This window comes from Pseudomonas parafulva (assembly GCF_000800255.1).
Taxonomy (GTDB): Bacteria; Pseudomonadota; Gammaproteobacteria; order Pseudomonadales; family Pseudomonadaceae; genus Aquipseudomonas; species Aquipseudomonas boreofloridensis.
On record NZ_CP009747.1, the window covers coordinates 2,981,631 to 2,993,192 of the forward strand.

An 11,562-nucleotide genomic window follows, 5' to 3' on the forward strand; every position below is an offset into this window, starting at 1 on the left:
TCAACGCGCTTGATTCATACGCTCGATAACCTGGCGGGTGATGTCGTACTGAGGTTTGACATCGATTACCGCGCCACGCTCGAGCACCAGGTCGAAACCGCCTTTCTTGATGACTTCTTCCACAGCACCATCGAGCTTGGGCTTGAGCTGCTTGAGCATGTCGCGGTCAGCGACGGCCTTGGCCTCGTTCAATTCCTTGGACTGGAACTGGAAGTCGCGAGCTTTCTGCTTGAATTCAAGCTCCAGGCGCTCACGCTCAGGCTGCTGCATCTTGTCGCCGCCCTTGATCAAGCGGTCTTGAATGCCTTTGGCGCTGCTTTCGAGGGTCTTGAGCTGGTTGAGCTGTGGACCAAACTTTTTCTCGGCGTCAACGGCGTACTTCTTAGCCGCATCGGACTCGAGCAGCGCCATCTGGTAGTTCAGAACGGCAACCTTCATTTCGGCGAAAGCCGGGGTGGCGACCAGCGCCGCGGCCACTACGGCCAGTTGAGTCAACTTACGCACGATGCACTCCTGGATAAACCGTTGTCGTTAAGCAAGGGCCTGCTTAGAAAGTCTGGCCCAGAGAGAATTGGAATACCTGGGTTTCGGCGTTGTCCGGCTTCTTGACCGGCATCGCCAGGCTGAAGCTCAGCGGGCCCAGCGCGGTGATCCAGGTTACCCCCAGGCCCACCGAGCTTGCCATGTCCGAGAAGCCGACCTTGGCGCAGTCCGGTTTGGAGCCACAATTGGTGTCGAAGACGTTACCCACATCCCAGAATACCGAGGTGCGCAGCGAGCGCTGATCTTTGACGAACGGCAGCGGGAACAGCAACTCGACACCGCCCTGCACCAGGACATTACCACCGAAGGCCAACGGATCCTGATCGGGATCACGAATGGTGCCTGGGTTTCGACCCGAGCTAGGCGTGCTTCGCGGCCCAAGGGTGTTGTCTTTGAAGCCACGCACGGAGTTGAAACCACCCGCGTAGTAGTTCTCGTAGAACGGTAGACCCGAAGTGCCACCAAATCCATCGCCATAACCCAGCTCGGTGTGCAGACGCAGGGTGTAGTCATTGCTCAGAGGCTTGAACACCTGGCCGCGGTAGTCGAGCTTGTAGAACGACAGGTCGCTGCCCGGAACGGTGGTTTCCAACGTCAGGCTTTGAGAGTGACCACGGGTCGCCAGAACGCCTTTGTTCAGGGTGGATTCGGACCAGCCGATCGACGCCTTGAAGTTCAGGAAGCTATCGCCTTCCTTGTTGAGGAAGTCGAAGATCTCATCCACGGTATAGCGACCGGTTTTGATCTTGTCCTGCTGCACGGTCAGGCCGTAGGTCAGGCGCGAGGTTTCGCTGATCGGATACCCCAGGCTGACTCCGGCACCCAGGCTGTCCACCGCATAGCTGGCCACGTCGACGTCGAGGTCGTCATAGTCGGTCTTGCGATAGAAGGCGTTGTAGCCCAGGCTCACGCCGTCTGGCGTGAAGTAGGGATCGACGAAACCGAAGTTGTAGCGGGTCTGGTACTGGCTGCGGGTCAAACCGATGGAGACCTTGTTACCGGTACCGAGGAAGTTGCTCTGGCTGATCGAGCCACCGAGAATCAGGCCGGCGCTCTGGGCGAAACCAACGCTGGCGGTGATCGAGCCGGACGCCTGCTCCTCGACCGCATAGTTGACGTCGACCTGGTCATCGGTGCCCGGCACAGGCGGAGTCTCGACGTTGACTTCCTTGAAGAAGCCCAGGCGCTCGAGACGGGTCTTGGACTGGTCGATGAGGTAAGTGGAGGCCCAGCCGCCCTCCATCTGACGCATCTCACGACGCAATACTTCGTCTTCGGTCTTGGTGTTGCCGCGGTAGTTGATGCGGTTGACGTAGGCACGCTTGCCCGGATCGACGACGAACATGATGTCGACGGTGTGATCCTGATCGTTAGGCTGCGGAACGCCATTGACGTTGGCGAAGGTGTAGCCTTCGTTACCCAGGCGTCGGGTAATCAGGTCGGACGTGGTGGTCATGACCTTGCGCGAGAACACCTGACCGGGCTGGACCAGCATCAGCGACTTGACCTGGTCTTCCGGCACCTTGAGGTCGCCGGACAGCTTCACGTCACGAACGGTGTACTTTTCACCTTCGTTGACGTTGACGGTGATGTAGACGTGCTTCTTGTCCGGCGTGATGGACACCTGAGTGGAGGCGATGTCCATGTTGATGTAGCCGCGGTCCAGGTAGTAGGAACGCAGGCGTTCCAGATCACCGGACAATTTCTCGCGTGCATACTTGTCATCGTTCTTGAAGAACGACAGCCAGTTGGTGGTCTTCAGCTCGAACAGTTGAGACAGCTCTTCATCGCCGAATACGGTGTTGCCCACCACGTTGATGTGCTGGATGGCAGCAACCGTACCTTCGTTGATCTTGATCTTCAGGCTGACGCGGTTACGTGGCTGCGGCACCACTTCGGCGTCCACCTCAGCCGAGTAGCGACCTTGGGCCACGTACTGGCGTTGCAGTTCGTTACGAACGCCTTCGAGGGTCGCGCGCTGGAAGATCTCGCCTTCGGACAGACCGGACTGCTTGAGGCCTTTCATCAGGTCGTCGGTGCTGATCGCCTTGTTGCCTTCGATCTCGATGCTCGACACCGATGGGCGCTCGACCACGTTGATGATCAGGACATTGCCATCGCGATCCAGTTGAATGTCCTGGAAGAACCCGGTCTTGAACAGGGAACGGGTGGACTCCACCAAGCGCCGGTCATCGACCTGGTCGCCCACATTCAACGGCAACGCGCCGAACACGCTGCCGGCGGAAACCCGCTGCAGGCCGTTGACACGAATATCGGAGATGGTGAAGGACTCGGCGTGAACTTCAGCGATCATCAGTGCGGAGAGCACCGCAGTTAGCAGCAGACGTTTCATGAAGTCCTTTTATTCCAACTGGCAATAAACAACCCGCCACCGCAGTACGGCGGCAGGTTCGCAATAGAGCGAAGCGTTAAAGTCGACCCAGATCGTTGATCAGGGCGAGCAACATCACCCCTATGACCAAACTGATACCGATCTGGACCCCCCAACCTTGCACCCGATCGGAAAGCGGACGACCGCGCGCCCACTCAATCAGGTAAAACAGCAAATGCCCCCCATCCAGTACCGGGATGGGCAGCAGGTTCAGAACCCCCAGGCTTATGCTCAGGTAGGCCAGGAAATTCAGGAAATCCCCAACGCCCGACTGGGCTGAAGCGCCCGCCACTTTAGCAATGGTTATCGGTCCGCTCAAGTTTTTTACCGAGAGCTCGCCGAAGAGCATTTTCTTCAGCGATTCGAGGGTCAGGACACTCATGTTCCAGGTCCGCGACAAGCCCTCGCCGACCGCTTCGAGCGGTCCATAGCTGACCTCGCGGAGCATGTTCGCCGGCCACTCGCCACCTTTGACGCCCGCACCGAGGTAGCCTGCTGCCGCCTGGCCCTCGCCCTTGCTGGCAAGGGTCACCGGCAGCTCCAACTGCGCGCCGTCTCGCTCGAGGCGCACCTGAACCTGGGTCTTGGGATGGGCACGGACCCGGTCGACGACTTGCTGCCAGTCGCTCACGGCCGTCCCGTCCAGCGCCAGCAGCCGATCGCCGGCCTTCATGCCCGCCGCGGCTGCCGGGCCTTTCGGATCGATCTCGGCCAGCACCGGCGGCAATACCGGACGCCATGGACGCAAACCCAGTGACTGGATCGGATCAGGCTCGTCGGCCCCTTTGAGCCAATGGTCCAGGCTGATCTCATGCTGACGCTCGAGCGTGGCGCCCTCGTCGCGCACACCGACGCGCAGGCTTCCGCTCTCGCCGAGGCGCCGAACCAACTGCAAGTTGACTGCGGACCAACCGTTGGTCGGCTTGCCATCGATGGAAACGATTTCCTGCCCAGGCATCAGACCCGCTGACGCCGCCAGGCTGCCCGACTCCACCGCACCGATGACCGGACGCACCTGTTGGCTGCCGAGCATGGCGACTATCGAAAAGAACAGGATCGCCAGCAGGAAATTGGCGATCGGACCGGCAGCGACGATCGCGATACGCTGCCCCACCGGCTTGCGATTGAACGACTGCCCGAGCAGTGCAGATGGAACGTCGCCTTCGCGTTCGTCGAGCATCTTGACGTAGCCACCCAGCGGAATCGCCGCGACGACGAACTCAGTGCCGTGGCGATCATGCCAGCGCAGCAGCGGCGTGCCGAAGCCCACCGAAAAACGCAGCACTTTGACCCCGCACTTGCGCGCCACCCAGAAGTGGCCGAACTCATGAAACGTGACCAGTACACCCAACGCCACCAAGGTGCCGATGATCATGTAGAGCGCTGTCATATCCATCTCCGAATGCTGTTCAGCCGGGCTTTTGGCCGACAGGGGTCAGCGACCGTGGCGCCTCAACCATGCCTGGGCATGCTCCCGGGCACGCTGGTCGGCGGCGAACACAGCCTCCAGCGAAGCCAGCGCGACGACCGGCTCCTGCTCGAGGACCTGCTCGATCATACTCGCGATTTCCGGGAAGCGGATACGCCCCTGGAGGAATGCCTCCACCGCCACTTCGTTGGCCGCATTGAGCACGGCCGGAGCGCTATTGCCGGCTTCGGCTGCCGCACGCGCCAGTCGCAAACACGGGAAGCGCTGCTCGTCGGGCGCCTGGAAATCCAGGCGCGCTATCGCGAACAGGTCCAGCGGCGCAACACCCGAATCGATTCGCTGCGGCCAAGCGAGCGCATTGGCGATCGGGGTACGCATATCAGGATTGCCCAACTGCGCCAGTACCGAGCCGTCGACGTAGTCGACCAGCGAATGAATGACGCTTTGCGGATGCACCACCACTTCCACAATCGAAGGGGCGGCATCGAACAGCCAGCACGCCTCGATCAGCTCGAGCCCCTTGTTCATCATGCTGGCCGAATCGACGGAAATCTTGCGCCCCATCGACCAATTGGGATGAGCACAAGCCTGCTCGGGCGTGACATCCATCAACGCGGCCGCCGAGGTTTCGCGGAAGGGCCCGCCGGACGCCGTCAGCAGGATGCGACGCACCCCCACCGGCGCCAGACCTCGGGAATAATCCCCAGGCAGGCACTGAAAAATTGCGTTGTGCTCGCTGTCGATGGGTAGCAGCACGGCGCCGCTGTCGCGCACCGCTTGCATGAACAGCGCGCCGGACATCACCAGCGCTTCCTTGTTGGCCAGTAACACCTTCTTGCCGGCGCGCACGGCTGCCAGGGTGGGACGCAATCCCGCTGCACCGACGATGGCGGCCATTACCGCGTCCACTTCGCTGGCGCAGGCGACCTGACAGAGCCCAGCCTCCCCTTCCAGTACTTCGCAGTCGCAACCTGCCGCCGCCAGCCCGTCACGCAGGCGAGACGCTGAACGGGCATCGGGCACGACCGCATAGGCTGGACGGTGTCGCAGGCAGAGCGCCAGCAACTCGTCCAGACGCGAGTAGCCAGTCAAGGCGAACACTTGATAGCGCTCGGGATGACGGGCGATCACGTCCAGGGTGCTCAGGCCGATCGAACCGGTCGCCCCGAGCACGGTGATGCGCTGCACTTGGCTCACATCACACCCCATTCGGCCGCCCAGAGCAGCACGGCGAACATGGGAATCGCCGCTGTCAGGCTGTCGATACGGTCGAGCACGCCGCCATGCCCAGGCAGTAGATTACTGCTGTCCTTGATGCCTTCGCGGCGCTTGAACATGCTTTCAGTCAGATCTCCAACCACCGACGACATGACCACGATCAGCGCGCCGACCAGGCCGAGCAGAATCTGTCCTATGCCCCAGTCGCGCACCAGACCGACAACCAGCGTAATCAGCAGGCTCACCGCCATGCCGCCGTAGACACCTTCCCAGCTCTTGCCAGGACTCACCTGCGGCGCCAGCTTGCGCTTGCCGAAGGCACGCCCGGAGAAATAAGCGCCAATATCCGCCGCCCAGACCAGCACCATCACCGACAGGATCAAGCCGTTACCCAGCGGCCAATGCTTGAGCAGCACCAGGCCTTGCCAGGCCGGCAGCAGCACCAGCAGGCCGATCAGCAGCCGGCAGGCGGCACTGCCCCACAGTTCGCTGCTGCGTGGATAGGTCAGCACCAGCCAGGTCGCCAACCCCCACCAGATCACCGAAGCGCCCAGCACCCAGGGCGCCAGGTCGGGCATGAGGTAGAGCAGCATCAGCGCCCCGGCGACCACGGCGGCGTAGGCCAGACGCAGCGGCTGGGCGGTCAGCCCGGCCAAACGTGCCCATTCCCAGGCGCCGACGGTGACCACGAAACCGATGAACAGCGCGAAGTCGGCGCCGCCGAGCAGGAAGAATCCGCCCAGCGCGACCGGCAGCAGGATCAGCGCGGTAATGATGCGTTGTTTAAGCATTAAGCACGGGCTCCAGCTTCGACCTGCTCGCTGGTCTTACCGAAGCGGCGCTGGCGCGAAGCGAAATCGGCCAACGCGGTGCGCATGGCCTCGTGTTTGAAGTCCGGCCAGTAGAGGTCGGAGAAATACAGTTCGGCGTACGCCAACTGCCAAAGGAGGAAATTGCTAATGCGGTGCTCGCCACCGGTGCGGATGCACAGGTCGGGCAGCGGCAAATCGCCGGTCGCCAGGCAGGTCTGCAACAACTCAGGGGTAATGTCATCGGCCCTCAGGTGGCCAGCCTGCACTTCGCGTGCGAGACGTTGAGCCGCCTGGGCGATATCCCATTGCCCGCCATAGTTGGCCGCGACCTGAAGAATGAAGCGGTCATTGCCGGCTGTCAGCGCCTCGGCTTCGCGCATTGCCGCCTGCAATTCCGGATGAAAACGCGAACGATCGCCGATGATGCGCAGGCTGATGTTGTTGTCGTTCAGGCGCTTGGCTTCGCGGCGCAAGGCCGAAAAGAACAGCTCCATCAACGCCCCCACTTCATCGGCCGGACGCTGCCAGTTCTCGCTGGAGAAGGCGAAGAGCGTGAGCACTTCGACCTTCGCCTCGGCACAGACCTCGATCACCGCACGTACCGCATCGACGCCCGCCTTGTGCCCGGCAACACCGGGCAACAGGCGCTTCTTCGCCCAGCGGTTATTGCCGTCCATGATGATCGCGACATGACGCGGCACCACAGACGGTGCCGCCAGCTTGGTCTTATCCATGAAAAAACCCCGGCCTCAGACGGCCATCAGGTCCTTTTCCTTGTCTTCCGTAGCCTTGGCGATCTGCGCCTCGAAATCCTTGATCAGCTTGTCGATGTCGGCGCTGGCGCGACGCTCTTCGTCCTCGCTGATTGCCTTGTCCTTGGACAGCTTCTTCAAGTCGCCCAGCGCATCACGACGAATGTTGCGCACTGCCACACGTGCATCTTCAGCGGCCGCTCGGGCCTGCTTGGTGAAGCCCTTGCGGGTCTCTTCGGTCAGCGGCGCCATCTTGACCAGCAGCAGCTCGCCCAGGTTGGTCGGGTTGAGGTTCAGACCGGCACTGCCGATAGCCTTGTCGATTGCGGCCAGCATGTTGCGCTCGAAAGGCACCACTTGCAGCGTCTGGTTGTCCTTGACGGTCACGTTCGCCACGCCGGTCAGCGGGGTGTCGGTGCCATAGTAGGGCACCATCACGCTACCGAGTACGCTTGGATGCGCCTTGCCGGTACGGATCTGGCCAAAGGCATGGGCCAGCGACTCCAGCGACTTCTTCATCCGCTCCTGAGCGTCTTTCTTGATTTCGTTGATCATTTTTGAACTTCCTCGATCAGAGTTCCTTCAGCACCACCATGCACGATATTCAGCAGGGCGCCGGGCTTGTTCATATTGAAGACACGCAGCGGCATCTTGTGATCACGGCAAAGGCAGATTGCCGTCAGGTCCATCACGCCCAGCTTGCGATCCAGCACTTCATCGTAAGACAGATGATCGAACTTCTCGGCATGCGGGTCTTTGAATGGGTCTGCAGTGTATACGCCATCCACCTTGGTTGCCTTCAATACCACGTCGGCATCGATTTCGATGGCGCGCAGGCAAGCGGCGGAGTCGGTGGTGAAGAAGGGGTTGCCGGTGCCGGCGGCGAAGATCACCACTTCCTTGGCGTTCAAGTGGCGCATGGCCTTGCGACGATCATAATGATCGGTCACCCCCACCATGGAAATCGCCGACATGACGACGGCGGTGATGTTCGCCCGCTCCAAGGCATCGCGCATGGCCAGAGCGTTCATCACGGTAGCCAGCATGCCCATATGGTCGCCAGTCACTCGGTCCATGCCGGCAGCACTGAGGGCTGCACCACGGAACAGGTTGCCGCCACCGATCACCAGGCCGACTTGAACGCCGATGCCGACCAGCTGGCCGACTTCCAGCGCCATGCGATCCAGGACCTTGGGGTCGATCCCGAACTCTTCCGAGCCCATCAGGGCCTCGCCGCTAAGTTTGAGTAGAATGCGTTTATAGCGAGCCTGATGACCACTACCCTGCTGAGCCATTGCGAATCTCTCCTGCGGCGTTTGTAAAAAATCTGGCGGGCTGTATCAGCCTACGCGTAACTCTAACGTGACGCAGCGTATGCGTCAGCGAACAGCGGCCTGATAAACCGCGCGCGCTTTGACAAAGAGGCTGCGCGCGTGAGCGGGCAGCCTCTTCGGGGCGACAGACGGGGCTGTCTTACTGCTTGGCGGCAGCGACCTGGGCGGCAACTTCTTCAGCGAAGTTGTCAACCGGCTTCTCGATGCCTTCGCCGACTTTGAAGTAGGTGAAGGAAACGATTTCGGCGCCGGCTTTCTTGGCCAGATCACCGACCTTGACTTCCGGGTTCATGACGAACGCCTGCTCTTTCAGCGAGGCTTCTGCCTTGAACTTGGTGATACGGCCGTTGATCATGTTCTCGACGATGTTTTCCGGCTTGCCGGCGATCTTGTCGGCGTTGAGTTGCAGGAAGACACCCTTCTCGCGCTCGATGGCCTCGGCGGAGATTTCCGACGAATCCAGGAACTCGGGGTTCGAGGCTGCAACGTGCATGGCAATGTTCTTCGCCAGCTCAACGTCACCGCCTTTCAGAACGACGACAGCGCCGATCTTGTTGCCGTGCAGGTAAGCACCGACAACGTCACCTTCAACGCGCACCAGGCGACGGATGTTGACGTTTTCGCCACACTTGGCGACCAGGGCCTCACGAGCAGCCTCACGCGAAGCGATCAGCGGAGCAGCGTCGGTCAGTTTCTGAGCGAAGGCCTCTTCCAGGCTTTCGGCGACGAAGTTCTTGAAGTCGTCTTGCAGGGCCAGGAAGTCGGTCTGCGAGTTCACTTCCAGCAGAACGGCGGATTTACCGTCGGTCTTGACTGCGATGGCGCCTTCAGCGGCGACGTTGCCGGCTTTCTTGGCGGCCTTGATGGCGCCCGAGGCACGCATGTCGTCAATGGCTTTTTCGATGTCGCCGCCGGCCTTTTCCAGGGCCTTCTTGCAATCCATCATGCCTTCGCCGGTACGCTCGCGCAGTTCTTTGACCAGCGCTGCAGTAATTGCTGCCATTTCAAAATCCTCTTGGAAAGTTTTTCAACCATTCCACCCGTGCATCACGGGCGTTCTAAATCTGCAAATCCACTGTCTTCACACCTGCCCGGCACATGATGCGCCCGTCGGCTGACAGGAGGATTTCAGGTGGCAAAAAGGGGGCCAAGCCCCCTTTTCGCGTACCAAGTAGACGCTGGGCGTCAATTACTCGGCCGCTGGTGCCGCCGCTTCTTCAGCGTAGACTTCGGTGCCGCCAGCAACGTTGTTGCGGCCGCGGATGACAGCGTCAGCCATCGAAGTCATGTACAGCTCGATAGCGCGAATGGCGTCATCGTTACCTGGAATGATGTAGTCGACGCCTTCCGGGCTGCTGTTGGTATCGACGACGCCGATGACCGGGATGCCCAGCTTGTTGGCTTCGGTGATCGCGATGCGCTCGTGATCAACGTCGATGACGAACAGTGCGTCAGGCAGACCGCCCATGTCCTTGATGCCGCCCAGGCTGCGATCCAGTTTTTCCAGATCACGCGAACGCATCAGGGCTTCTTTCTTGGTCAGCTTGGCGAAGGTGCCATCGTCGGCCTGGGTTTCCAGGTCGCGCAGACGCTTGATCGAAGCACGGATGGTTTTGTAGTTGGTCAGCATGCCGCCCAACCAGCGGTGGTCGACATACGGCGAACCGCAGCGTGCTGCTTGCTCGGCGACCAGTTTGCCGGCCGAACGCTTGGTGCCGACGAACAGGATCTTGTTCTTGCCCTGGGCCAGGCGCTCGACGAACGACAGTGCGTCGTTGAACATCGGCAGGGTTTTTTCCAGGTTGATGATGTGGATCTTGTTGCGCGCGCCGAAAATGTACTTGCCCATTTTCGGGTTCCAGTAACGGGTCTGGTGGCCGAAGTGCACACCGGCCTTCAGCATATCGCGCATGTTGACTTGGGACATGATAGTTCCTTGATAAGTCGGGTTGGGCCTCCACGTATCCCAATGACCAACCCACGGACCCTAAGATCCCGGGCACCCAGGCCATCGTGTCGACACGTGTGTGGGTTAGGGCTGACGGGGACACCCCCGAAAGCGGCGCATGTTATACCACAGACTCCCACGGGTAGAAAGAGCTGCGAGCTACAAGCTTCGAGCTACAAGCTGCAAGAGGAAGCGGTGGAGGATGACTCAGCGGCTTGCCGCTTGAAGCTTGCAGCTTGAGGCTTATCGCGTGCCGCGTGCCGCTGGCGGCTCTGATAGAATGCCGGTTTTCCCGTTTTGTTGTGCGCCGCTTGGCGCCGTAGAGAGCCTGTCATGACCGTTACCATCAAAACCGCAGAAGACATCGAGAAGATGCGCATCGCCGGCCGCCTGGCCGCCGAAGTTCTGGAGATGATCGAAGAGCACGTCAAGCCCGGTGTGACCACCGAGGAGCTCAATCGCCTCTGCCACGACTACATCGTCGATGTCCAGCAAGCGATCCCCGCTCCGCTCGACTACAAGGGCTTTCCCAAGTCGATCTGCACCTCGATCAACCATGTCGTCTGCCACGGCATTCCCAACGACAAGCCGCTCAAGAACGGCGATACGCTGAACATCGACGTGACCGTGATCAAAGACGGCTTCCACGGCGACACCAGCCGCATGTTCCATGTCGGCAGCGTCGCGCCCTGGGCCGAGCGGCTGTCCAAGGTCACCCAGGAATGCCTGTACAAAGCCATTGAACTGGTCAAGCCAGGCTGCCGCCTGGGCGACATCGGCGAAGTGATCCAGAAGCATGCGGAAAAGAACGGCTTCTCCGTGGTGCGCGAGTTCTGCGGTCACGGCATTGGCCGAGTGTTCCATGAAGAGCCGCAGATCGTGCACTACGGCAAGGCCGGCACGGGCATGGAACTCAAGGAAGGCATGACCTTCACCATCGAGCCGATGATCAACCAGGGCAAAGCCGACACCAAGGTGCTGGGCGACGGCTGGACGGCGGTGACCAAGGACCACAAGCTCTCGGCACAGTGGGAGCACACCCTCGTGGTGACCGCCACAGGCTACGAAATCTTCACCCTGCGCAAAGACGACACCATCGCCCGAACCTCGGCGTAAATTCAATTCAGGAAGGCG

11 protein-coding genes are annotated in these 11,562 nt (G+C 60.7%); 1 reads left to right on the forward strand and 10 read right to left on the reverse strand.

Going from position 1 to position 11,562, the window contains the following annotated elements:
- The 10 genes from NJ69_RS12835 to rpsB all read right to left on the reverse strand — a co-directional run bounded on the left by NJ69_RS12835 (position 1) and on the right by rpsB (position 10,407).
- A complete protein-coding gene (locus tag NJ69_RS12835) occupies positions 1 to 504 on the reverse strand; it encodes an OmpH family outer membrane protein (RefSeq protein WP_029613426.1) in 504 nt (167 codons plus the stop codon).
- 43 nt (positions 505 to 547) lie between these two features.
- A complete protein-coding gene (bamA, locus tag NJ69_RS12840) occupies positions 548 to 2,896 on the reverse strand; it encodes an outer membrane protein assembly factor BamA (protein ID WP_029613425.1) in 2,349 nt (782 codons plus the stop codon).
- Positions 2,897 to 2,972: 76 nt separating this feature from the next.
- Positions 2,973 to 4,325 (reverse strand): RIP metalloprotease RseP, encoded by a 1,353-nt coding sequence (gene rseP, locus NJ69_RS12845; RefSeq protein WP_039579586.1) that lies wholly within the window; start codon positions 4,323 to 4,325, stop codon positions 2,973 to 2,975.
- A gap of 45 nt (positions 4,326 to 4,370) precedes the next feature.
- Positions 4,371 to 5,561: a 1-deoxy-D-xylulose-5-phosphate reductoisomerase gene (ispC, locus tag NJ69_RS12850; protein WP_039579590.1), complete on the reverse strand. Its 1,191-nt coding sequence runs from the start codon at positions 5,559 to 5,561 to the stop codon at positions 4,371 to 4,373.
- Positions 5,558 to 6,373, reverse strand: coding sequence for a phosphatidate cytidylyltransferase (locus NJ69_RS12855; protein WP_039579592.1), 816 nt, complete (start codon positions 6,371 to 6,373; stop codon positions 5,558 to 5,560). Before NJ69_RS12855 ends, ispC begins: the two co-directional genes overlap by 4 nt.
- On the reverse strand, positions 6,373 to 7,128 hold the full coding sequence (gene uppS, locus NJ69_RS12860; protein ID WP_029613421.1) for a polyprenyl diphosphate synthase: 756 nt from the start codon (positions 7,126 to 7,128) through the stop codon (positions 6,373 to 6,375). Before uppS ends, NJ69_RS12855 begins: the two co-directional genes overlap by 1 nt.
- Positions 7,129 to 7,143: 15 nt before the next feature.
- The gene (frr, locus tag NJ69_RS12865) at positions 7,144 to 7,701 is read right to left on the reverse strand and encodes a ribosome recycling factor (protein WP_029613420.1); all 558 of its coding nucleotides are present in this window, start codon (positions 7,699 to 7,701) and stop codon (positions 7,144 to 7,146) included.
- Positions 7,698 to 8,441, reverse strand: a complete 744-nt coding sequence (pyrH, locus tag NJ69_RS12870; protein WP_029613419.1) for a UMP kinase — start codon at positions 8,439 to 8,441, stop codon at positions 7,698 to 7,700. The genes frr and pyrH overlap by 4 nt, the downstream gene beginning before the upstream one ends.
- Before the next feature lie 178 nt (positions 8,442 to 8,619).
- On the reverse strand, positions 8,620 to 9,483 hold the full coding sequence (gene tsf, locus NJ69_RS12875; protein WP_039579595.1) for a translation elongation factor Ts: 864 nt from the start codon (positions 9,481 to 9,483) through the stop codon (positions 8,620 to 8,622).
- Between the two features lie 186 nt (positions 9,484 to 9,669).
- Entirely contained in the window at positions 9,670 to 10,407 is a 738-nt protein-coding gene (rpsB, locus tag NJ69_RS12880) for a 30S ribosomal protein S2 (protein WP_039579597.1), read from the reverse strand.
- A 354-nt stretch (positions 10,408 to 10,761) separates the two neighbouring features.
- On the opposite strand from rpsB, the gene map reads away from it, so the two are divergent.
- Entirely contained in the window at positions 10,762 to 11,544 is a 783-nt protein-coding gene (gene map / locus NJ69_RS12885) for a type I methionyl aminopeptidase (protein WP_029613416.1), read from the forward strand.
- The last annotated feature ends 18 nt before the right edge of the window (positions 11,545 to 11,562 follow it).

What these genes read in the sequence shown, in the direction of transcription:
- bamA (WP_029613425.1), bottom strand. Translation starts at nt 2,896, where the DNA reads ATGAAACGTCTGCTGCTAACTGCGGTGCTCTCCGCACTGATGATCGCT.
- rseP (WP_039579586.1), bottom strand. Translation starts at nt 4,325, where the DNA reads ATGACAGCGCTCTACATGATCATCGGCACCTTGGTGGCGTTGGGTGTA.
- NJ69_RS12855 (WP_039579592.1), bottom strand. Translation starts at nt 6,373, where the DNA reads ATGCTTAAACAACGCATCATTACCGCGCTGATCCTGCTGCCGGTCGCG.
- uppS (WP_029613421.1), bottom strand. Translation starts at nt 7,128, where the DNA reads ATGGATAAGACCAAGCTGGCGGCACCGTCTGTGGTGCCGCGTCATGTC.
- frr (WP_029613420.1), bottom strand. Translation starts at nt 7,701, where the DNA reads ATGATCAACGAAATCAAGAAAGACGCTCAGGAGCGGATGAAGAAGTCG.
- pyrH (WP_029613419.1), bottom strand. Translation starts at nt 8,441, where the DNA reads ATGGCTCAGCAGGGTAGTGGTCATCAGGCTCGCTATAAACGCATTCTA.
- tsf (WP_039579595.1), bottom strand. Translation starts at nt 9,483, where the DNA reads ATGGCAGCAATTACTGCAGCGCTGGTCAAAGAACTGCGCGAGCGTACC.
- rpsB (WP_039579597.1), bottom strand. Translation starts at nt 10,407, where the DNA reads ATGTCCCAAGTCAACATGCGCGATATGCTGAAGGCCGGTGTGCACTTC.
- map (WP_029613416.1), top strand. Translation starts at nt 10,762, where the DNA reads ATGACCGTTACCATCAAAACCGCAGAAGACATCGAGAAGATGCGCATC.